Annotated in this window: 21 protein-coding genes; 10 read left to right on the top strand and 11 right to left on the bottom strand. The window is 73.6% G+C overall.

Annotated features, from left to right (window positions below):
- Positions 1–163 precede the first annotated feature (163 nt).
- Entirely contained in the window at positions 164–2,413 is a 2,250-nt protein-coding gene (recG, locus tag AB0O48_RS28295) for an ATP-dependent DNA helicase RecG (protein WP_365069220.1), read from the bottom strand.
- The gene (locus AB0O48_RS28290; protein WP_357250499.1) at positions 2,410–4,023 is read right to left on the bottom strand and encodes a DAK2 domain-containing protein; all 1,614 of its coding nucleotides are present in this window, start codon (positions 4,021–4,023) and stop codon (positions 2,410–2,412) included. The genes recG and AB0O48_RS28290 overlap by 4 nt, the downstream gene beginning before the upstream one ends.
- A 302-nt stretch (positions 4,024–4,325) precedes the next feature.
- Between AB0O48_RS28290 and rpmB the strand changes: the two genes are divergently transcribed.
- Positions 4,326–4,517, top strand: coding sequence for a 50S ribosomal protein L28 (gene rpmB, locus AB0O48_RS28285; protein ID WP_091671657.1), 192 nt, complete (start codon positions 4,326–4,328; stop codon positions 4,515–4,517).
- 88 nt (positions 4,518–4,605) lie between these two features.
- On the opposite strand, the gene AB0O48_RS28280 is transcribed toward rpmB, so the two are convergent.
- Positions 4,606–5,067 (bottom strand): GNAT family N-acetyltransferase, encoded by a 462-nt coding sequence (locus AB0O48_RS28280; RefSeq protein WP_357250502.1) that lies wholly within the window; start codon positions 5,065–5,067, stop codon positions 4,606–4,608.
- Between the two features lie 29 nt (positions 5,068–5,096).
- Positions 5,097–6,086 carry a thiamine-phosphate kinase gene (locus AB0O48_RS28275; RefSeq protein ID WP_357572139.1) on the bottom strand — a complete coding sequence of 330 codons (990 nt, stop codon included), beginning with the start codon at positions 6,084–6,086 and terminating at the stop codon, positions 5,097–5,099.
- Between the two features lie 96 nt (positions 6,087–6,182).
- On the opposite strand from AB0O48_RS28275, the gene AB0O48_RS28270 reads away from it, so the two are divergent.
- The gene (locus AB0O48_RS28270) at positions 6,183–6,416 is read left to right on the top strand and encodes an Lrp/AsnC ligand binding domain-containing protein (RefSeq protein WP_013284547.1); all 234 of its coding nucleotides are present in this window, start codon (positions 6,183–6,185) and stop codon (positions 6,414–6,416) included.
- A 9-nt stretch (positions 6,417–6,425) separates the two neighbouring features.
- Positions 6,426–7,109 (top strand): DUF3515 family protein, encoded by a 684-nt coding sequence (locus AB0O48_RS28265; RefSeq protein WP_365069219.1) that lies wholly within the window; start codon positions 6,426–6,428, stop codon positions 7,107–7,109.
- A gap of 45 nt (positions 7,110–7,154) precedes the next feature.
- Here the strand turns inward: AB0O48_RS28265 and AB0O48_RS28260 are convergent, their stop codons facing one another.
- Both AB0O48_RS28260 and AB0O48_RS28255 read right to left on the bottom strand, forming a co-directional pair.
- Positions 7,155–8,255 (bottom strand): D-alanine--D-alanine ligase family protein, encoded by a 1,101-nt coding sequence (locus tag AB0O48_RS28260; RefSeq protein ID WP_357250510.1) that lies wholly within the window; start codon positions 8,253–8,255, stop codon positions 7,155–7,157.
- A gap of 195 nt (positions 8,256–8,450) precedes the next feature.
- Positions 8,451–8,669 (bottom strand): hypothetical protein, encoded by a 219-nt coding sequence (locus tag AB0O48_RS28255; RefSeq protein ID WP_357250513.1) that lies wholly within the window; start codon positions 8,667–8,669, stop codon positions 8,451–8,453.
- Positions 8,670–8,947: 278 nt separating this feature from the next.
- Between AB0O48_RS28255 and AB0O48_RS28250 the strand changes: the two genes are divergently transcribed.
- Positions 8,948–9,793, top strand: a complete 846-nt coding sequence (locus AB0O48_RS28250) for a helix-turn-helix transcriptional regulator (protein ID WP_357250516.1) — start codon at positions 8,948–8,950, stop codon at positions 9,791–9,793.
- 6 nt (positions 9,794–9,799) lie between these two features.
- Positions 9,800–10,000 (top strand): DUF397 domain-containing protein, encoded by a 201-nt coding sequence (locus tag AB0O48_RS28245; protein WP_357250519.1) that lies wholly within the window; start codon positions 9,800–9,802, stop codon positions 9,998–10,000.
- Positions 10,001–10,101: 101 nt separating this feature from the next.
- Here AB0O48_RS28245 and AB0O48_RS28240 read toward each other — a convergent pair whose 3' ends face one another.
- The 5 genes from AB0O48_RS28240 to AB0O48_RS28220 form a co-directional block, all read right to left on the bottom strand.
- On the bottom strand, positions 10,102–11,151 hold the full coding sequence (locus AB0O48_RS28240) for an ROK family protein (protein WP_357250521.1): 1,050 nt from the start codon (positions 11,149–11,151) through the stop codon (positions 10,102–10,104).
- 221 nt (positions 11,152–11,372) lie between these two features.
- Complete coding sequence (locus AB0O48_RS28235) at positions 11,373–12,152, bottom strand: putative protein N(5)-glutamine methyltransferase (protein WP_365069218.1); 780 nt, start codon at positions 12,150–12,152, stop codon at positions 11,373–11,375.
- Between the two features lie 8 nt (positions 12,153–12,160).
- Positions 12,161–13,279: a cystathionine gamma-lyase gene (locus tag AB0O48_RS28230; protein WP_357250526.1), complete on the bottom strand. Its 1,119-nt coding sequence runs from the start codon at positions 13,277–13,279 to the stop codon at positions 12,161–12,163.
- Positions 13,280–13,286: 7 nt separating this feature from the next.
- A complete protein-coding gene (locus AB0O48_RS28225; RefSeq protein ID WP_357250529.1) occupies positions 13,287–14,294 on the bottom strand; it encodes an NAD(P)H-dependent glycerol-3-phosphate dehydrogenase in 1,008 nt (335 codons plus the stop codon).
- A gap of 58 nt (positions 14,295–14,352) precedes the next feature.
- Complete coding sequence (locus tag AB0O48_RS28220; protein WP_357250532.1) at positions 14,353–15,090, bottom strand: lysophospholipid acyltransferase family protein; 738 nt, start codon at positions 15,088–15,090, stop codon at positions 14,353–14,355.
- A 127-nt stretch (positions 15,091–15,217) separates the two neighbouring features.
- Between AB0O48_RS28220 and cofC the strand changes: the two genes are divergently transcribed.
- The 5 genes from cofC to AB0O48_RS28195 all read left to right on the top strand — a co-directional run bounded on the left by cofC (position 15,218) and on the right by AB0O48_RS28195 (position 20,963).
- Positions 15,218–15,865, top strand: coding sequence for a 2-phospho-L-lactate guanylyltransferase (cofC, locus tag AB0O48_RS28215; protein WP_357250535.1), 648 nt, complete (start codon positions 15,218–15,220; stop codon positions 15,863–15,865).
- 62 nt (positions 15,866–15,927) lie between these two features.
- Positions 15,928–16,125, top strand: coding sequence for a hypothetical protein (locus tag AB0O48_RS28210; RefSeq protein WP_030335323.1), 198 nt, complete (start codon positions 15,928–15,930; stop codon positions 16,123–16,125).
- Positions 16,126–16,179: 54 nt separating this feature from the next.
- Entirely contained in the window at positions 16,180–18,552 is a 2,373-nt protein-coding gene (locus AB0O48_RS28205; protein ID WP_365069217.1) for an RNA degradosome polyphosphate kinase, read from the top strand.
- A 24-nt stretch (positions 18,553–18,576) separates the two neighbouring features.
- A complete protein-coding gene (locus tag AB0O48_RS28200) occupies positions 18,577–20,097 on the top strand; it encodes a CYTH and CHAD domain-containing protein (protein WP_365069216.1) in 1,521 nt (506 codons plus the stop codon).
- Complete coding sequence (locus AB0O48_RS28195; RefSeq protein ID WP_365069215.1) at positions 20,085–20,963, top strand: NUDIX hydrolase; 879 nt, start codon at positions 20,085–20,087, stop codon at positions 20,961–20,963. Before AB0O48_RS28200 ends, AB0O48_RS28195 begins: the two co-directional genes overlap by 13 nt.
- Positions 20,964–20,970 lie beyond the last annotated feature (7 nt).

Genomic DNA, 20,970 nt, shown 5'->3' with positions numbered 1-20,970 from the left:
GGCGCCGGGCGGTTGGGGTGGTGTGGGGGGGCGGGGGGCGGGGTCTCCCGGTTCCCCCCCCGGCCCCCCACCCCCCCATCCACTCCCCCGCGGGGCCCCCCCCCCCCCCCGGCCCCCCCCGCCCTCGGTGTGTTCGCCAATCCCCTGCCGCGTGGCGGACGCGTCAGCCCTTCTCCAGGTATTCGGCACGTTCCTCGTCGACCAGAGCGGCGACCGAGGCGGCCAGCGCCGGGTTGCCGGTCAGGTCCGGGTCCTCCTCGATCAGGGTGATCGCCTCGGCGCGGGCGTCGCGGATCAGGTCGGCGTCGCGGCGCAGCGACAGCAGTCGCAGGTGTGAGCGGTGCCCCGACTGGGTGGCCCCCAGCACGTCGCCCTCGCGGCGCTGCTCCAGATCCAGCTCGGCGAGCGTGAAACCGTCGCTGGTGGACGCCACCGCGTCCAGGCGTTCCCGTGCCGAAGAACCCTCGGCCGCCTCGCTGACCAGCAGGCAGAGCCCCGCGGCGGCGCCCCGGCCGACCCGGCCCCGGAGCTGGTGCAGCTGGGAGACACCGAACCGGTCGGCGTCCAACACGATCATCACGGTCGCGTTCGGCACGTCCACGCCGACCTCGATCACCGTGGTCGCCACCAGCACGTCCAGGTCACCGGCGGCGAAGGAGCGCATCACCGCGTCCTTCTCGTCGGCCGGCAGACGACCGTGCAGCACCCCGATCCGCAGCCCGTGCAGCGGCCCCTCGGCCAGCAGCGGGGCCACCTCGGTCACCGCCAGCGGCGGCCGTCGGCCGTTGTCGTCCTCGGGTGGCGGTTCCTCGTCGCTGGTCGGCCCGAGTTCGAAGTCCGGCGCCTTCGCGTTGGCCGCTCCGGCCCCGGACCTCGAATCCCCGATTCGCGGGCACACCACGTACGCCTGGTGGCCGGCGGTCACCTCCTCGCGCAGCCGACGCCAGGCCCGGTCCAGGTAGGCCGGCTTCTCGGCGGCCGGCACCACGTGCGAGGCGATCGGCGACCGGCCCCGGGGCAACTGGGAGAGGGTGGACACCTCCAGGTCGCCGTAGACGGTCATCGCCACCGTGCGCGGGATCGGGGTGGCCGTCATCACCAGCACGTGCGGCGGCTGGTCGGCCTTGGCTCGCAGCGCGTCGCGTTGCTCCACACCGAAGCGGTGCTGCTCGTCGACGACGACCAGGCCGAGGTCGGCGAAGTCGACCCCCTCGTAGAGCAGTGCGTGGGTGCCGAGCACGATGCCGGCGGCGCCACTGGCCACCTCGCCGAGCGCCCGCCGCCGCGCCGCCGCCCCGAGCGAGCCGGTGACCAGCTCGACCCGGGTGGCGTGCTCCGCGGACCCGAGTTCCCCGGCCCGCCCCAACGGCCCGAGCAGGTCGAGCATGCCGCGGTGGTGCTGGGCGGCCAGCACCTCGGTGGGCGCCAGCAGAGCCGCCTGCCCGCCCGCGTCGACCACCTGGAGCATCGCCCGCAACGCCACCACCGTCTTGCCCGAGCCCACCTCACCCTGCAACAACCGGTGCATCGGGTGCGGGTTGGCCAGATCCCCGGCGATCTCCACGCCGACGTCACGCTGACCGTCCGTCAGCTCGTACGGCAGTCGGGCGTCGAAGGCGTCCAGCAGCCCGCCCGGGCGGGCCTCGCGGGCCTTCGCCGGCCAGTCGGCCGCCCGGTGCTTGCGCTGCACAAGCGTCACCTGGACGGCGAACGCCTCGTCCCACTTGAGCCGCCGCCGCGCCCGGTGCAGAGCCTCCTTGCTGGACGGCCGGTGGATCTCCGTCAAGGCGGTGCCCAGCCCGACCAGCTTGCGGCTGGCCCGCACGCCGTCCGGCAGCGGATCGTCCGGCGGGGTGAACGTGTCCAGCACGACCCGCACACAACGCGCGATCACCCAGGTCGGCACGGCCGCGGCGGCCGGGTAGACGGGGATCAGCGCACCGGCGAACTCCTCGATCTCGTCGCTGGCCGCCACCTCGCCGTCTCCACCGTCACCGAGCAGGACGTACTCCGGGCCGTTGAGCTGCCGCTTGCCCCGGAACTCGGTGACCTTGCCGGCGAACAGCCCCCACCGGCCGGGGCGCAGCTCCCGCTCACGCCACGCCTGGTTGCCGAAGAAGGTCAACGTCAGCAGCCCACCGGAGCCGTCACCGACGGTCACCTCCAGTAGGTTGCCCCGTCGCTGCCGCATCGGGCGGACGGCGGTGCGCTGCACCTGGGCCAGCACGGTGACCTGCTCGCCGACGTCCAACGAGCGGATGTCGGTGTGCTCGCCCCGCTCGTCGTAGCGACGCGGGAAGTGGTAGACGAGGTCACCCGCCGTGTGCAGATCGAGGTGCGCGGCCAGCGCCTTGGCTGTCTTGTCCCCGACCAGCTTCTTCAGCGGAGTGTCGACGGTGGCTGGTTCGGTCATTCGATCCCTACCAGGAGCGGATAGAACGGCTGGCCGCCCGGGTACGCGTGCACCTCGACGAACGGCCAACGTCGCGCGACGTGCGCGCGGACGGCATCGGTGAGCCCGGCCGGGGCGTCCACCCCGGACAGCAGGGTGACCATCTCGCCACCGCCGCCGAGCATCCGGTCGACCACGGCGGCGCAGGTGTCGGTGAGGTCGGTGCCGATCAGGTGCACCTCCCCCTCGACCAGCGCCAGCACATCGCCCGGACGGCACGGGCCGGCCACGGTCAGCGCCTCGCGCCCGGCGTGGCAGACCTCGGCGTAACGGCAGGCCCCGGCGGCCTCGGCCATCGCGATCACGTCGTCCTCGAAGCGGCGGTCGCCGTCCCGGACGGCAAGGGCGGCCAGCGCCTGCACCGGCGAGCGGGTCGGCACCACGCTCACCGTGATGCCGTGCCGACGGGCCTCGCGGGCTGCCGCGTTCGCCACCGCTTCCGTGTCGGGGTCGTTGGGCAGGACCACCACCCGGGCCGCGCCGGTGCCGCGGATCGCGTCGAGCAGTTCGCCCGTGGAGGGGTTGCCCGGCACCACGCTGGCGCCCTCCGCGGCGAACAGCTCGGCGATGCCGCCGCCGGTGGCCACCACCACCGCGGCCCGGCCGTCCGAGACCGGGCCGCGGGGCGGCTCCGGTTGGTCGGCGAACCGGGTCACCGAGATCCGGTACGGGCGGCCGGCCGCGACGCCCGCCTCGACCGCCGCGCCCACGTCGTTGACGTGCACATGCACGTTCCAGGTGCTCTCCGGCTCACGCCCGTCGCCGACGACGACAAGCGAATCCCCCAGTGCGTCGAGCGCTCGCCGCATCCCGGCCACCGCCTCGGACCGGGCATCGAGCAGGAACTGCACCTCGTAGGCGTACTCGTCGGAACCGGTCTCCCGGGCGACGGTGGCCGCCGGACGGGCGGTGCGCGGCGATGGTGCCGGCTGGCCGGCGCTCTCCCCGGTCAGCACCTCGACCAGGGCGTCGAGCAGCACGCACAGCCCTCGCCCACCCGCGTCGACCACACCGGCCTGGGCCAGCGCCGGCAGCTGCTCCGGGGTCCGGGCGAGGGCCTCGGCCGCCGCCCGCGCGGCGACCTGGGCCACCGCCACCAGGTCGTCGCTGTCCGCCCGGTCGGCCGCGGCGGCGGCCGCCGCGACCACGGTGAGCAGGGTGCCCTCGACCGGCCGGGCAACCGCGGTGTACGCGGCGGCGGCGCCGGACCGCAGCGCGGCGGCCAACTCCCGGCCGCGCACCGCCGGGGCCACGGCGACCTCGTCGGCGAAACCTCGCAGGATCTGCGACAGGATCACCCCGGAGTTGCCCCGTGCGCCGAGCAACGCGCCCTGGGCCATCAGCCGCAGCGCGTGCCCGTGCGCCGTCGGGCCGCTGTCGGGGAGAGTGTCCAGATCCATCGCGAGGGCCTGCTGGGCGGAGGTGAGGGTGAGCACCAGGTTGGTGCCGGTGTCGCCGTCGGGCACCGGATAGACGTTGAGCTGGTCGATCTCGCCCTGGTGACGCTTCAGCGCGGCCAACCCACCCGCGCACCAACGGCGCACCGCGGCGGCGTCGAGGGTGTCCAGCACGGCCAGAAGCCTACTGGCGCGCACCGACACGCGCCGGGCTCGTCCGGCGTGTCCGGTTGCCCCCGCGCACGGCAGGCCCACCCCCCGGCCCGGACGGACGGGATCCGCCCTCCAGGTACAGTTGCCGCCGGAACCACCGCCGTCACCCGGCGGGCCGACCACCACCCACTCGCGGAGGAGCGGCCGTTTCACCGGGCCAGGGCGGTTGGTCACCTCGGCGGGACATCGGGTAGGCTGACGCGGTTGCCCGTGCAGCACCTCTGCCGACAACCTCATGAACGTTTCAATCCCAGGAGTATCCCGTGGCTAGCGTGTGCGACGTCTGTGGCAAGGGGCCGGGCTTCGGCCACAACGTGCCCTGGTCCAAGAAGAAGACCAACCGCCGCTGGAACCCGAACATCCAGTCGGTGCGCACCCCGGCCGGTGGCGGCAACACCAAGAAGCTGCAGGTCTGCACCTCGTGCATCAAGGCCGGCAAGGTCACCCGCGCCTGACGCGGCGGCACCACACACTTCTCGTACGGCTCAGCCGGCGGACCCTGAGGTCCGCCGGCTCTGTCGTGTGCCCGCCACCCGCCGCCGGTCAGAGTGTGCGGCCGAACGAGACGCAGCCCTCCGAGTCCTTGTAGAAGCCGAAGTTCGGGATCCGCTCGTAACCGGCGGAGCCGTACATGGCGATCGCCTCGGGCTGCTTGTCGCCGCACTCCAGGACCACCCGCTTGCGGCCCTGGTCGCGGGCCGAACGTTCGACGGCAGCCAGCACCGCCCGAGCCACGCCCCGCCCCCGCGCCGCCGGGGCCGTGTACATCCGCTTCAGCTCCGCGGTGTCCGCCCCGTGGCTGCGCCAGCCACCGCAGCCGACCGGCTCGCCGGCCAGGTAGGCGACGAGGAACGCGCCGTCGGGCGGCTCGAACTCGGTCGCGTCGACCGGGGTGTCGTCACCGGAGCCCCCGTAGCGGACCGCGAGGTCGCCCAGCGCGGCGTTGATCAACTGCTGCGCCACCGGTGCGTCGAACCGCACGGTCCGAATCTCAATCTCACTCACGGTACCCAGAATACGACCGGCGCCGGGCGTCACCGGAAGTGGTCCCAGCCGGCCGGGCCCTCGTGGGGCGCGCCGTCGACCGTCACACCAACACCGTCCGTGACCATCCCGATCGGCCGCCAGTCCGACGGCAGCACCACCGCCGGCGGGAAGGTCGCGGCCAGAGCGTGGTCGTCGCCACCAGCGAGGATCCAGGTGTACGGGTCGACGCCGAGCGCCCGCGCCGCGTCGGCCATCTGCCGGGGCACCTCGAACGCGTCGCGGCGCACGTCGATCGCGACGCCACTGGCCGCCGCCACGTGCCCGAGGTCGGCGAGCAGCCCGTCCGACACGTCGATCATCGCGGTGGCGCCGAGCCGGGCGGCCTGCGGGCCGGCCGGGTAGGGCACCTGCGGCCGCCGGTACGCCTCGACCAGCAGCCGGGGAGTGCGGAAGCCCCGGGTGAGCACGGTCAGCCCGGCTGCCGCGTACCCGGTGCGCCCGGCCAGGGCGAGCACGTCCCCGGGTCGGGCACCGGAGCGCAGCACGGGCGGGCGGCCCGCGAGGTCGCCCAGCGCCGTGACCGCGACGGTCAGGGTGGGGCTGGCCGACATGTCGCCGCCGACGACGCTCGCGCCGACCGTGGCCGCCTCGGCGGAGAGGCCGTCGGCCAACTCCTCCGCCCAGCCGGTGTCCAGGTCCGCCGGCATGCAGAGGGCGACCAGCAGGGCGGTCGGGGTGGCACCCATCGCCGCGATGTCGGCCAGGTTGGCCGCCGCCGCCCGGTGTCCGACGTCACGGGCGGAGGACCAGTCCCGCCGGAAGTGCCGTCCGTCGACCAGAACGTCGGTGGAGGCCGCCACCCGCCCGTCCGGCGCGGCCACCACCGCCGCGTCGTCGCCCGGGCCGAGCAGCGTCGTCGGTCCGTACGCCAGCCGGGCGGTGATCTTGCTAATCAGCCCGAACTCCCCGATCCCGGACACGCTGGCGCCGCCGCCGGCGTTCCGCCCGTTCCGCCCGGCCCCGCCGTGCTCGCTCACCGCTGCTCCTTGACGACCGATAGGGATCAGACCTGGTCCGTAAGGTAGTTTCACCCTTCGGGCCGCTCCCGGGCGGCGACGGACGGAGGTCTAGTCGTGGTACAGGCGTACATCCTCATCCAGACCGAGGTGGGCCGCGCACGTGACGTGGCGGGTCTCATCGCGGACCTCGCCGGCGTGGTGCGCGTCGACGCCGTCACCGGTCCGTACGACGTGGTCGTCCTCACCGAGGCGAACACCGTCGACGAACTCGGCAAACTCATTGTCAGCAAGGTGCAGATGGTGCCTGGCATCACCCGCACCCTCACGTGTTCGGTGGTGCGGCTGTAGGTGGACGAGATGACGAACTCCTCCGCTGCTCTGGACGACGACGGCGCGCGCGACGAGTCCGACGGGACACCCGAGCCGGCTGACGGTACCGGTGCGTCGGCCGACCCGGCCGCCGCCGCGCCGGCCGGGCGGGACCGGACCATCCGGGGCGCCGCTCTGCTGGCCACGTTGATCGCGCTGCCGATCACGCTGCTGGTGGCCGTGTTGGCCTTCACCAAGCTCACCCCGGACGCACCGGCCGCCACGCCGTCGCCGTCCGCGACCACCGCCCAAGTGCAGTCCACCGCACCGGTGGAGATGGCCGCCCCGGCGCTGGCCGCCCGCCCGGCGACGGTCTGCCGAGCTCTGCTCTCCCAGTTGCCGACGAGCATCCGCGACCTGGCCCAGCGGCCGGTCACCGCCGGCCCGGAGCAGAACGCGGCGTACGGCGACCCCGCGCTCACCGTGGCCTGCGGCGGCACCGAGCCGACCTTCCCCGCCACCGACGAGGTCTGGACGGTCAACCGGGTCTGCTGGCACCTGACCGAGCAGGGCGAGCAGACGGTGCTCACCACCGTCGACCGCGAGACGTCGATCGAGGTACGGATCCCGCGGGCGTACGCGCAGCCGTTGCAGTGGGTGCCGTCGATCTCCAGCACGATCGTGGCGAGCGTGCCCTCCGGCGGCGCCATCCCGTCCGGCTGCCAACGCTGAGCTGGCCCCCCACGCCTACCGAGCCGCGCGGGGGGACCGGGTGACTCAGTGCAGGCCGACGCCGCGCCGCTGGGCGGTACGGATCAGCCGGTTGACCAGCTTCGGGTACTCCAGGCCGGAAGCCGCCCACATCCGCGGGAACATCGACGTCGGGGTGAACCCGGGCATCGTGTTGATCTCGTTGAGATAGACGTCCAGCTCGGGGGTGACGAAGAAGTCGGCCCGGGCCAGGCCGGCGCAGTCCAGCGCGGTGAATGCGCGAACCGCGTACTCCTGCACCTGGCGGGTCACCCGCTCCGGCAGTTCGGCCGGGATGTCGTACTCGCACGAGTCGTCGAGGTACTTCGCCTCGAAGTCGTAGAAGTCGTGGTCCGCGACGACCCGCACCTCGGCCAGCACGGACGCCTCGGGCGTGCCACCGGCCTCGCCCTCCAGCACGCCGCACTCGATCTCACGGCCGACGATCGCGGACTCGATGATGACCTTCGGGTCGAACTGCCGGGCGGCGGCGACCGCGGTGTCCAGATCCGCCCAGTCGGTGACCTTGCTGACTCCGAAGGACGATCCGGCCCGGGACGGCTTGACGAAGACCGGCAGGCCGAGCCGCTCCTTGTCCTGCTCGCTGAGTGTCATCCCGCTGCGCAGCACGGCGTACGTGCCGACCGGGATGCCCTCGACGGCGCAGAGCTTCTTGGTGAACTCCTTGTCCATGGCGGCGGCGGAGGCGAAGACGTTCGCCCCGACGTAGGGGATGCCGGCCATCTCCAGCATTCCCTGGATGGTGCCGTCCTCGCCGTACGCGCCGTGCAGCACCGGGAAGACCACGTCGACGTCGGCCAGCACCCGGGGGCCCTCGGTCGGGTCGAGCACCATCAGTCCGTTGCCGGTCGGGTCGGCACGCAACACGATGTCGTCCCCGGAGTCGGCGGTGATCTCCGGCAGCCGACGGGCGTCGATCGCGAGCTGGGCTGGGTCTCCGCTGGTCAGCACCCACTGGCCTGCTCGGGTGATGCCGACCGGCACCACCTCGAACTCGTCCGGGTCGAGCGCGCCGAACACGCTGCCGGCGCTGACGCAGGAGATGCCGTGCTCCGGGCTGCGGCCGCCGAAGACGATCGCCACGCGGGTTTTGCCTGGGGTGGTCACTCCGGTCACCTCTTCGTACGCGACTGGGGCTGGTCGTGCTCGCCGATGGCGCTCACCCGGTTGACCTTACTGTGCGTGGCGATGGGACGAGGCGATACCCGGCGAGCCACAGCGCGACACGGCGATCGGTCAGCAGAGCATATACGGTGCGTGATCGGACTATTGCCCTGCGCTGGACGGGTGGCCGGTACGTGGTCAGTCGCGGGAGTGCCGGCGGCCGACCGCGATCACCTTCACCCGCTGCCGACCGGCGCGCACCATCCCCAGCGCCATGAACGCTCCGGCGATCCGGTCGGCGGCCTCCCGGCTGCTGGCGCCGACCACCTGCCGCCGCCGCTCGGGCACGGTCCGCTCGTCGCGGTCGACACCCTCGACCGGACGTACGTCGGTGAGCACCACCAGGAAGCGGGTCATCGGCGGCCGACCGGGTGAACGGCACAGGACTCCGGAACGGTACGCACGTCGTCGTCTCCTTCCGGTGGGCCGGGATGGCGCGGCACGCGACGATCGGGCACGGGGGAGAAACCCGATCGCCGCGCGCCCCATCCCTCCGGTCGCTCACCACCACCGTCGCCACGACAACCGGCGGTGAGGACGCGCTAACAGATTGACACGTTCACGGCCATGAATGCAACTCTCGTCGAGGTTCCTCCCATGCAGACGTTCCCATCGATGTGTGCGACCATCGATGCATGGCCCCGAAGACAGCCCGCGCCCGCCGGCTCGGCATCGCCCTGCGCCACCACCGGGAAGCCGCCGGCCTGACGCTGGAAACCGCCGCAGATGAGATCAACAGCACCCGCAGCACGCTCTCCCGCTACGAGAACGCCCAGACCCTGATCACCCCGGCGACCGTGCGCGCGCTGCTCACGTCGTACGGGGTGGGTGCCGAGGAGGTGTCCGCGGCGGTGCAGCTCGCCAAGGACGCCCGCAAACCGGGCTGGTGGGTGTCGTACTCCTACCTGCTGGATCCCCGCACCATCGACTTCATCGCGCTGGAGGCCGAGGCGACCGCCATCGCCAACTTCGAGCCCTCCGTGGTGCCCGGTCTGCTCCAGACCGCGGACTACATCCGTGGCGTGATGCGCGGCGGGCCGCACACCCTCGGCGACGACCTGGTGGAGCAGCGGGTCAAGGTCCGGCTCGACCGGCAACAGCGGCTCACCGGCGACCAACCACCCATCCTCGACGCGATCATCGACGAGGGCGCGCTGCTACGCCCGGTCGGCGACCAGTCGGTGATGGACGGGCAACTCCGGCACCTGGTCAAGATGGCCGAGCTGCCGAACATCAGCGTCCAGGTGATCCCGCTCTCCGCCGGTTACCACCGGGGCACCCGGGGTTCCCTGCACATCCTCGAGTTCGCCGACCCGGAGGACCCGATCATCGCGTCGGTGGAGACCGTGGCGGGTCAGATGATCCTCGACCGCGCCGGCGAGACACGTACCTGCACCAAGATCATGGAGCATCTCCGCAGCGTGGCGCTCAGCCCGGCGGACAGCCGCGGAATGCTCCTGACAACCCTGAAGGGACGGTAAGGACCGATGACACCGACGATCACAGCGGCCATCGCCGCGGCGGCGTGGCGCAAGAGCAGCCGCAGCGGCGACCAGGGCGCCTGCGTGGAGGTGGCCGCCATCCCTCGGCTGGTGGCCGTCCGCGACTCCAAGGACCCGTCCGGGCCGGCGTTGCTGTTCCCGCCGGCCGCCTGGGCCGCCTTCGCCCAGGCGCCGCCCCTGGGCTGACCGGGAGGCCGAGCCGCCGATCCGACCGGCTGCGCCAGCACCCGCCGCCCCGGCCCCCGCGCCGCCGACCACTCGGCGCGGCGGCCGGGGCGGGGCCGGTCTCAGGCGACCAGTGGCCGGGGCTCCGGGACGGCACGCAGCGCCTCCAACGCGGCGATCGCCACGCCCCGGGCACCTGCCATGTCCCGCTCCGGCACCAGCGCGAAGGTCGCGACCGCCGCCTGCTCCTCGCGGAGCACGGTGTGCTCGCGGACGGTCGCCAGGAACCAGTCCCGGAACTCCACTGCCGCCTCCACCACCCCACCACCGACGAAGTACGCGTGCGGATCGGTGAAGTTCGCCGCGACGGTGAACAGCCGGCCCAACGCCATCGCCTGCTGGGTGAAGAGGTCCCGCGCGAGGGCGTCCCCCCGCTCGCCGTACCCCCGGACCAACTTCGCCGCCCGCGCCACCGGCTCGGCGGCGAGCGGGTGGTCGGGATAGCGGGTCAGCCAGTACGGCAGCAGGTTGCGTTCGATGCCGGTCAGCGAGGCGATGCTCTCCACGTCCCCGGTGAAGCCGCAGGCGCAGGTGGGCTCCGACTGCTCCGGGCCGAGCAGCCCGCCCAGGGGGATGTGCACGTGACCAAGCTCCCCGGCCATCCCGGCGGCGCCGGCGATCACCCGACCACTCTCGACCACACCGCCGCCGAGGCCGGTGCCGACGATCGCGGAGACCGACGAGCGGCTCATCGCGTCGTCGCCGAAGTGCACGTGGTGGGCGTAGAGCGCGGCCGCGTTGCCGTCGTTGTGGTAGACCACCGGCAGGCCGAGCCGTCGCTCCAACGCGCCCCGCACGTCGAAGCCCCGCCACGCCGGCTGGGAGAAGTTCGTGGAACCCCGCGACGAGATGACGCCGTCGGCGCTGGCCGGGCCGGGAGTGTCCAACCCGACCGCCCGGACCAACTCGCGCGGCACGCCGGTCTGCGCCAGTGCGCCGTCCAGCGCTCGGGCCAGCGCCTCGATCGCCGCCTCCGGCCCGGACCGCACCTCGCTGGGGATCTCCAACAGCCCGTCCACCAGGAAGCGGCCGTCCACCGTCAGCACGGTGGCGTTGTTGCTGGTGCCGCCGTTGTCCAGCCCGACGACCACCGGCACCCCTGCGCTGCCCACCGAAAACCGCCTCCCGCCCGTCATGAGTGTGAGCCGAGGCTAGTGCCAACCCCTCTTCCCCGCCACGCCCGGCCACCCGCTTGCGGGTGGAGGCACCGACAGGCGTCACCGCACGTCCCGTTTGACCACAAAGTCAGGTTCCACGCGGGACGCGGTCAGTTCGACAACGCCGTGGCCTCCGCCGAGCGGCGGCCCAACGCGGTGCCACCCGCAACGCGGACTCAGTCGGGACGTCGGGCGGTCACCGCGGTGCCGTCCAGGTCCTCGTCGTGCCGCACGTCCGGCACCAGGCCGGCTGCCTCGAACGCCGCGCAGAGCGCGTCCACCTGCGTGACGCCCGCCTCGACCACCAGGTGCCCACCGAGGGCCAGCCAGTCGGCCGCCCCGACACCCACCCGGCGCAGCACGGTCAGCCCGTCCGGGCCGCCGTCGAGCGCCACCGGGGCCTCGTGCAGCCGCGCCTCCGGCGGCATCAGCGCCACCGCGTCGGTCGGCACGTACGGGGCGTTGGCGACCACCAGGTCCAGCCGACCCCGCCATTCCGATGGCAGGGGCGCGAACAGGTCACCCTCGTACACCTCGGCGGGCAGGCCGGTGAGGTTGCGGCGCGCACACGCCACGGCCGCCGGGTCGATGTCGGCGGCGGCCAGCCAGCGCGGCGCGAGCCGATGCGCCAACGCGACGGTGGTGGCCCCGGAGCCGCAGCACAGGTCGACCACCGCCGGCGCCGGCCCGGTCAATCCGGCCGCCACCTCGACCAGCAGGGCCGTCCGACCGCGGGGCACGAAGACGCCCGCGTCGACGGCGATCCGCAGACCGCAGAACTCCGCCCAGCCGAGCAGGTACTCCAACGGCTCGCCGGCCACCCGACGGTCGGTCAGGTCGACCAACGTCGCCGGGGAGTCGGCGGCGGCCAGCAGCAGATCGGCCTCGTCCTCGGCGTAGACGCAGCCGGCGGCACGCAGCCGGCGTACCAGCGCAGGCCGATCGGTGACTGTCACACGCCCCCTCAAAGCGGTCCGGCCGCGTCCAGAGCGGCGGCGATGTCGGCCACCAGGTCGGGCGTGTCCTCGACACCGCAGGACAACCGGACGAAGCCGGGCGTGGTGTCGTCACCCCACTGCGCCCGCCGGTCGGCGGTGGTGTGCAGGCCACCGAAGGAGGTCGCCGCCGCCACCAGCCGGGCGGCCTCGACGAAGCGGCCCACCCGGTCGGCGGTACCCAGGTCGAAGGAGAGCACCCCGGGCATCCGGCGCATCTGCGCCGAGGCCACCGGGTACGCCGGGTCGTCCGGCCGCCCCGGCCAGCGCAGCCCGGTCACGTCCGACCGGCCGGCGAGCAGATCGGTGACGGCGGCGGCGTTCGCGCTCTGCCGGGCCAGGCGCAGGTCGAGGGTGGCCAGCGACCGGTGTGCCAACCAGGCGTCGAACGCGCCCGGTACCGCCCCGGTGCCGGTACGCCAGAGCGTCACCGCGTCGATCACCTCGGCGGACCGGCTGGCCAGGTAGCCCAGCAGCAGGTCGGAGTGACCGGTGAGCGCCTTGGTGCCGGACGCCACCACCAGGTCGGCGCCGAGGTCGAGCGGGCGCTGACCGAGCGGGGTGGCCGTGGTGTTGTCCACGGCCAGCAGGGCGCCGGCGGCGTGGGTCCGCTCGGCCAGGGCGGCCACGTCGACCACGTCCAGGCCAGGGTTCGCCGGGGTCTCCACCAGCACCAGCCGGACCCCCTCGAAGGACGGGTACGGCCCGACGGTCGGCACGAAGAGCACCCGCACGCCGATCGTCTCCAGCACGGAGGTGGCGAACGCCCGGACCGGGAAGTAACCGTCGGCGGGCAGCACCACGGTGTCCCCCGGGCGCAGCAGGGTGAGCAGCGCCCCGGTGATGGCGGCCTGGCCGCTGGCGAAGACCCGGCAGTCCCCGCCCTCCAACTCGCCCACGGCCGCCTCCAGCAGCCGCCGGGTCGGGTTGTCCGGGCGGCCGTAGCCGTTCGGCGACTCGCCCTGGCCCTGCCACGGGTCGAGGTGGTACGGCGCGGCGAAGACCGGGCCGGGCAGGAACGGGTCCCCCGGCGCCGGCTCGGGCAGGCCGGCGCGTACGCAGCGGGTGCCGTCACCCATTTCGCTCATCGGTTCCTCACTCGTACGACTCGGGCTTGGCGGTCCGGCTCATCAGCGTGTCCACGGCGAGCCGCGGGTCCATCCCCTCGTGGCAGATCCGCTCGACGTGCTCGGTGATCGGCATCTCCACACCGTGCGCCCGGGCCAGGTCTCGGATCGCCAGGCAACTCTTCACACCCTCGGCGGTCTGCCGGGTGGCGGCCTGGGCCTGTTCCAGCGTCTCCCCGCGGCCCAGATGCTCACCGAAGGTGCGGTTGCGGGCCAGCGGGGACGAGCAGGAGGCGACCAGGTCACCCATGCCGGCGAGGCCGGCGAAGGTGATCGGGTCCGCGCCGAGTGCCACGCCCAGCCGGGCCGTCTCGGCCAGCCCCCGGGTCATCAGCATGGCCCGGGTGTTGTCGCCGAAACCCATCGCGGTGGCGATGCCGTACGACAGGGCGATCACGTTCTTGACGGCCCCGCCCAGCTCACAGCCGATCACGTCGTCGTTCGTGTAGGGGCGCAGGTAGGGCGTCCGGATCGACGACTGCACGAGCACGGTGCGGTGGCTGTTCGTTCCGGCGACAACCGTCGCGGCGGGTTGCTCGGCGGCGATCTCCGGAGCCAGGTTCGGGCCGGAGACCACGACCACCCGGTCGGCGGCGACCCCGGCGGTCTCCACGATGACCTCGCTCATCCGTTTGGTGGTGCCGAGTTCGATGCCCTTCATCAGCGACACCAGGGTCGAGTCGGGGTGCAGGTGACCGGCCCATTCGGCGAGGTTGCCGCGCAGGGTCTGCGACGGCACGGCCAGCACCACCACCTCGGCGCCGGTGATCGCCTCGGCGGCGTCGGCGGTGGCGGTGACCCGAGCCGGCAGCAGCACACCGGGCAGGTACTCCGGGTTGCGGCGCTCGGTGCGGATGCTCTCGGCGACCGGCGCGCGACGGGCCCACACGGTCACGTCCCGCCCCGCGTCCGCGAGGATCTTGGCGAACGCGGTGCCCCAGGAACCAGCACCGAGTACGGCGACGTGGCCGGTCACGCGACCGCTCCGGAGCGCGTCGGGGCGACCCCGGTGCCGGAGCTGACGCTTCGCCCGTTCACGCCGCCTCGCCCTGCTGCTCGCGCCCGCCGGAGGACCGGGCCGGTCGCTCCCACAGCGGCGGCGGGGTGCCGCCGCGGACCTCGCCGAGCATGTCCCGCAGCCGCAACATGATGGTGTCCGTCATCTCCTCGAGGGTGGCCCGGGTCGGCTGGGCATCCGCCCACCGGCTCAGGTCGATCGGTTCCCCGGCGACAACTGTCACCGGAATCCGGGGGCGCGGGTTGACGCGGCTGGTCCGGGGGTCGAAGAGCCGTTCCGGTCCCCACATCACCACCGGTACGACGGGAGCCCCGGTGGCCAGGGCCAGCCGAGCGGCACCGGTCTTGGCCCTCATCGGCCACAGCTCGGGCTGCCGGGTGGTGGTGCCCTCCGGGTAGATCACCACGGCGCCTCCCTGGTCGAGCGCGGCGACCAGGGAGTCCAGTGAGCGGACCGCGTCGACGCTGCCCCGCTCGACCGGGATCTGCCGGCACCGGTGCAGGATCCAGCCGACCACCGGCACCCGGAACACGCTGGCCTTGCCCAGGTACTGCGGCCAGCGCCCGGAGTCGTAGATGAAGTGCGCGGAGACCAGCGGGTCGGCGTGCGAGATGTGGTTCGCCACGATGATCATGCCGCCGTCGTGTCGAAGGTGCTCCTGGCCACGCCAGGTCCGCCGGGTCCACACGGTCATCACAGGCTTCACCAGCCCCACGGCGAACCGTTGCCAGAACCCCAGCCTCCGCCGTGCCACTCTGCCTCCTCGTCGCGCCCCAACCCGCCGCGAAACCCCGCCCGCGACACCCGCAGCGGAAATCATGCCTGCTCGCCCCCGGTACGGCCAGCGAGGGTCCCGCCGTCCCCCTGGCAGGATTGCGGGCGTGAGTCAGCCGAGGTGGGCCGTGGTGGTGCCGGTGAAGCATCTGGCGGCGGCCAAGAGCCGGCTGCGGGGCGCTCTGCCGGACGTACCCCACGAGGAGCTGGCGCTGGCCCTGGCGGCCGACACGCTCCGCGCGGTGCTGGCCTGCCCGGCGGTCGCCGAGGCCCTGGTGGTGACCGACGACGACCGGGTGGCGGCGGCGGCGCGGTCCGCCGGCGCGCGGGTGCTGCCCGACGAGCCGGCCGCCGGACTGAACGCCGCGTTCCGGCACGGCGCGGCAGGAACGACCACCGGGTGGGTGGCCGGGCTCACGGCGGACCTGCCGGCGCTGCGCCCGGCCGAGCTGGCCGGCGCGCTGCTCGCGGCGCAGAACGGGCGAGAAGTGGTACGCCGTTTCGTGCCCGACGCGCCGGGCACCGGCACCGTGTTGCTCACCGCGCCGCCGGCGGTACCGCTGGACCCCCGCTTCGGGGTGGGCTCGGCGGCCGCGCACGCGGCGAGCGGGGCGCTGCCACTCAGCGGCGACTGGCCCAGCCTGCGCCGGGACGTGGACACCGCCGCGGACCTGACCGCCGCCGCCCGGCTCGGGCTGGGGCCGCGCACCGCCGCGCTGGTCACCGCCGCCCGCCCGGCCCGCTCGGCGGGCTGACCCGCCCGGCCCGCTCGGCGGGCTGACCCGCCCGGTCCGCCCGCCGGGTGTACGGTGCCAGCATGCAAGGCACGGTGGCCAGCTACGACGCGGCGACGCGCAGCGGTGTCCTGCTGCTCGACGACGGCACCGAGATGCGTTTCCCCGCCCGGGCCTTCGACGCCTCCGGGCTGCGGCTGCTCCGGCTCGGCCAGCGGGTTCGCATCGACACCGATCCCGACGGAGAGGTCGTCCGGGTGACATTGCCGACGATGATCTGAGCCGGCGGGCCCAAGTTCATTTTGCGTTAACCGTAATCGGGTGATTATGAGCGGGTGAGCACCCCTCGCGAGCACCCGGCCAACCCGCCCGCCACCGACCTCCGCAACGGCTCCCGTACGCGCGGCACCGACGGCCGCTTCCGCCCGACCCGTGCCGAACGGGCCGGCGCCGCCCGCGCCGACACCCTCGCCGACGATCCCGGCGGCGCCTCCTCCGGGCTGGACGAGGTCCTCGACCCCGGGCCGACCGTCGAGGCGACCGGCCCGACCGGCGGCGGCGTCCACCAGGTCCTGCCCGACGACCTGCCGACCGGCGCCGGCGCCGGCGACGAGGACGAGGACGAGGACGCCCCGCCGCCGACGCCGCTGCCGGAGGACCGGTTCCTCAACCGGGAGCTGTCCTGGCTCGACTTCAACGCCCGGGTGCTCACCCTGGCCGAGGACCAGCGCACCCCGCTGCTGGAACGGGCCAAGTTCCTGGCGATCTTCGCCAGCAACCTGGACGAGTTCTACATGGTGCGGATCGCCGGGCTGAAGCGGCGGCTCTCCGCCGGCCTGCCGGTACGCGGCGGGGACCGGCTGCCGCTGCGGACCCAGTTGGAGCTGATCGCCGAGCGCACCGGGGCACTGGGTGCCCGCCACGCCGCCTGCTTCGTCGACGACGTCCTGCCCAGGCTGGCCGACGAGGGCATCCGCATCCTGCGCTGGGCTGAGCTGGGCGACCCGGAGCGGGAACGCCTGCGCACCTACTTCCGGGAGCACATCTTCCCGGTGCTGACCCCGCTCGCGGTGGACCCGGCGCACCCGTTCCCGTACATCTCGGGGCGCTCGCTGAACCTGGCGGTGGCGGTTCGCGACCCCGATGGCGGTTCGGAGCTGTTCGCCCGGGTGAAGGTGCCCAACAACGTCCCCCGCTTCGTCCGCGTGGACCGGGACCAGCCGGGCGTGCGGATGCTGCCGGTGGAGGACCTGATCTCGGTGCACCTGGGCCAGCTGTTCAGCGGCATGCAGGTGGTCGAGTGCCACCTGTTCCGGGTCACCCGCAACGCCGAGGTGGAGGTCGACGAGGACCGCGACGAGGACCTGTTGCAGGCCCTGGAACGGGAACTGGCCCGGCGGCGGTTCGGCCCGCCGGTGCGCCTGGAGGTGGCCGCGTCCATCTCCGACCACGTGCTGGAGCTGCTCGTCCGCGAGTTGGACATGGACGACCAGGACGTCCTGCGGGTGCCCGGCCTGCTGGACCTGTCCGCGCTGTGGCAGGTCTACGGCGAGGCCGACCGGCCGGACCTCAAGGACCCACCGTTCGTGCCCTCCACCCACCCCCGGCTCGCCGAGGGCGAGGTGCCGCGCAGCGTCTTCGCCACCCTGCGCGACGGGGACATCCTGGTGCACCACCCGTACCACTCGTTCGCCACCAGCGTGCAGCGCTTCATCGAGCAGGCGGCCGCCGACCCGAACGTGCTGGCCATCAAACAGACCCTCTACCGCACCAGCGGCGACTCCCCGATCGTCGACGCGTTGGTCGACGCGGCCGCCGCCGGCAAGCAGGTGGTGGTGCTGGTGGAGGTGAAGGCCCGCTTCGACGAGGTGGCCAACATCGGCTGGGCCCGCACGCTGGAACGCGCCGGATGCCACGTGGTGTACGGCCTGGTCGGCCTGAAGACGCACTGCAAGACCGCGCTGGTGGTCCGCCAGGAGGGCAACCAGATCCGCCGTTACTGCCACATCGGCACCGGCAACTACCACCCGAAGACCGCCCGACTGTACGAGGACTTCGGCATGCTCACCGCCGACCCGGAGATCGGCGCGGACCTCACCGACCTGTTCAACGTCCTCACCGGCTACAGCCGGCAGACCGCGTACCGGCGGTTGCTGGTCGCCCCGCAGGGCATTCGCAGCGGGCTCATCGAGCGGATCGAGCGGGAGATCTCGCACGTTCGACTGGGCATGCCCGGCCTGGTCCAGTTCAAGGTCAACTCGCTGGTCGACGAGGGGATCACCGACGCGCTGTACCGGGCCTCCCAGGCCGGCGTCCACGTCGACCTGCTCATCCGGGGCATGTGCACGCTGCGTCCCGGGGTGCCCGGGCTGTCGGAGAACATCCGCGTCCGCTCGATCCTCGGCCGTTTCCTGGAGCACTCGCGGGTCTTCCGGTTCGGCAACAACGGCGAGGCCGAGTTCTGGATGGGTTCGGCCGACCTGATGCACCGCAACCTGGACCGTCGGGTGGAGGCGCTGGTGCAGGTGACCGACCCGATCGCCCGAGCCGAGCTGGATCACGTGCTGACGGCCGCGATGAGCCCCGATGTGGACGCGTTCGAGCTGGCCGGCGACGGCAGCTGGACCCGGCGGACCAGCGCCGACGACAACGCCCGGGCGCACCTGCAGGAACTGCTGTTGCGCCGCGTCGGTGGCACGGCCGGCTGACCGATCACCGCATAGGCTTGGCTGATGGTTGAGGAGGAGCAGAAGTACGAGGTGGACGACGCCTACGTGCTGCCGGATCTGGCCGCCACGGCCCCGGCCGGCGGTCGGGTCCGGGCACTGCCAGCGGTGACGCTTGTCGCCCGTTATCTCGACACCGTCGACCTGCGGCTGGCCCGCGCCGGCGCCTCACTGCGTCACCGCAAGGGCGACGAGCTGCCCTGGACGGTGAAGTTGCCGACCGGGACGCCGGGCGTCCGGCACGAGATCTCCCGCCCGGGGCCGAAGGGGCAGCCACCACCGGAGTTGGTGGAGCTGGTCACCGTCCTGCACCGAGGTGCGCCGCTGGCCCCGGTGACGGTGGTGCGGACGGTCCGGCACGCGTACGAGGTGTGCGACAAGGCCGGCACCGTGCTCGCCGAGGTGGTGGACGACCGGGTGACCGTGCTGGACGACTCCGGCGCCACCACCGACACGTTCCGCGAGCTGGAGGTGGAACGCAAGGCCGGCGACCGCGAGCTGCTCGACCGCATCGGGGCGGTGCTGCGGGAGGCGGGCGCCAAGGGCGGGTCGTTCACCCCGAAGCACGTACGGGCGCTGGGCGCGGCGGCGCAGGCCGATCCGGACCTGGTCACGCCGGCCGGGCTGACCGCCGAGGCGAGCGCGGGCGACGTGGTGACCGAAGCGGTCCGCAAGGAGATCCGCCGGCTGCTGGCGCACGACCCCCTGGTCCGGCTGCGCGCCCCGGCCGGCGGTGGGGACACCGCCGTGCACCAGATGCGGGTGGCCTGTCGACGCCTGCGCAGTGATCTGCGTACCTTCAAGCCGCTCATCCGCAAGACCTGGTCCCGCCCGCTGCGCGACGAGCTGCGGTGGCTGGCCGGTGTCCTCGGCGCGGCCCGCGACGCCGAGGTGCTGCGCAAGCGGTTGCGGGACACCGCCAGCGCCGATCCGCTCAGCCCTCTCGACCAGGGCGCGGTGGACCGGCTGGACGAGGTGCTCGCCCAACGGCAGGGGCAGGCGCTCGCCGCCATCGACGAGGCGATGCGCTCCCCGCGCTACCTGGCCCTGGTGGACGCTCTGGTGCTGGCCGCCCGCGCGCCCCGACTCACCCGCGCGGCGGCTGCGCCCGCGGCGGAGGCGTTGCCCGCGCTGGTGGCCCGGCCCTGGCGGCGGCTGACCGGGCCGGACGGCGTCGACGGGCTCGACGCCCAGGCGCCGGACGAGCGCTGGCACGCCGTTCGCAAGGAGGGCAAACAGGCCCGGTACGCGGTGAACGCGGTGGCGACGACCGTCGGCAAGGGCGCGCGCCGGCTGTCCCGCGCCCTGGCCGGTGTGCAGGACGTGCTCGGCGAGCACCAGGATGCGGCCGTGGCGGCGGACACCTGGCTGGAGGTCGCCGCCGAGCGGCCGGACGACCACGAGCTGGCGGTCACCGCCGGGCGGCTGGCCGAGCGGGAACGCCTGTCGGTACGCCGGATGCGGGACCTCTTCCCGGCCGCCTGGCACCGGGCCACCCGACGGCGGCGGACCAGTTGGCTGCCGTGATCGGCATCCGGGCGGCGGGCGGGGTGGCCTGGCGGCCGACCCCCGAGGGCGTACGCGTCTGCGTGGTGCACCGCCCCCGCTACGGCGACTGGACGCTGCCGAAGGGCAAGTTGGAGCCGGGTGAGCACGCGCTGGCCGCCGCCGTACGCGAGGTCGCCGAGGAGGCCGACGTCCGGGGCGTACCGCAGGTGCGGCTGCCGTCGGTGCGGTACCGCAGCGAGGGGCAGGACAAGCTCGTCGACTACTGGTCGATGCTCGCGGTGGCCCGCGGCGGTTTCCAACCGAACACCGAGGTGGACGACATTCGGTGGCTCGCGGTGGACGACGCGATCCAGTTGGTCAGCTACCCGCACGATGCCGAGGTGCTGGCGGCGTTCGCCGCGCTGCCGGCGGTCACCGCGACTGTCGCGCTGGTCCGGCACGCGCACGCCGGTAAGCGGGCCACCTGGTCCGGCCCGGACGTCGGCCGCCCCCTGGACGCCAAGGGGTGGGCGCAGGCGGCCGCGCTGGCCGATCTGGTGGCCCTGATCCGACCGGCCCGGCTGGTGTCGGCGTCACCGCGACGCTGCGTGCAGACACTGGACCCGGCCGCCGCGCTGCTCGACCTGCCGATCGAGATCTGCGGCGACCTGGACGAGCCACAGCCCGGCCAGCAGGCCGACGAGCAGATCCTCGCCACCGCCGCCAGGCTGCTGGAGTTGGCCACCGCCGGTGGGCAGGTGGCGGTGTGCAGCCAGGGCAAGGTGCTGCCGGGTGCCCTGCAACGGTTGACCGGCCGCACCGACGAGGACTTCAACACCCCCAAGGGCGGCGGTTGGCTGCTCGCCTTCGGCGGCGACCGGCTGCTCGCCGCCGACCGCCTCTAGTCCCCGC

It is taken from the genome of Micromonospora sp. NPDC085948, from assembly GCF_040686315.1.
Classification (GTDB): Bacteria; Actinomycetota; Actinomycetes; order Mycobacteriales; family Micromonosporaceae; genus Micromonospora.
This window is presented reverse-complemented; position numbering and strand designations above follow the sequence as displayed.

Coding starts and splice junctions, on each gene's coding strand:
- recG (WP_365069220.1), bottom strand. CDS start 2,413: ATGACCGAACCAGCCACCGTCGACACTCCGCTGAAGAAGCTGGTCGGG.
- AB0O48_RS28265 (WP_365069219.1), top strand. CDS start 6,426: ATGACGAACTCCTCCGCTGCTCTGGACGACGACGGCGCGCGCGACGAG.
- AB0O48_RS28255 (WP_357250513.1), bottom strand. CDS start 8,669: ATGACCCGCTTCCTGGTGGTGCTCACCGACGTACGTCCGGTCGAGGGT.
- AB0O48_RS28250 (WP_357250516.1), top strand. CDS start 8,948: ATGGCCCCGAAGACAGCCCGCGCCCGCCGGCTCGGCATCGCCCTGCGC.
- AB0O48_RS28245 (WP_357250519.1), top strand. CDS start 9,800: ATGACACCGACGATCACAGCGGCCATCGCCGCGGCGGCGTGGCGCAAG.
- AB0O48_RS28230 (WP_357250526.1), bottom strand. CDS start 13,279: ATGAGCGAAATGGGTGACGGCACCCGCTGCGTACGCGCCGGCCTGCCC.
- AB0O48_RS28210 (WP_030335323.1), top strand. CDS start 15,928: ATGCAAGGCACGGTGGCCAGCTACGACGCGGCGACGCGCAGCGGTGTC.
- AB0O48_RS28200 (WP_365069216.1), top strand. CDS start 18,577: ATGGTTGAGGAGGAGCAGAAGTACGAGGTGGACGACGCCTACGTGCTG.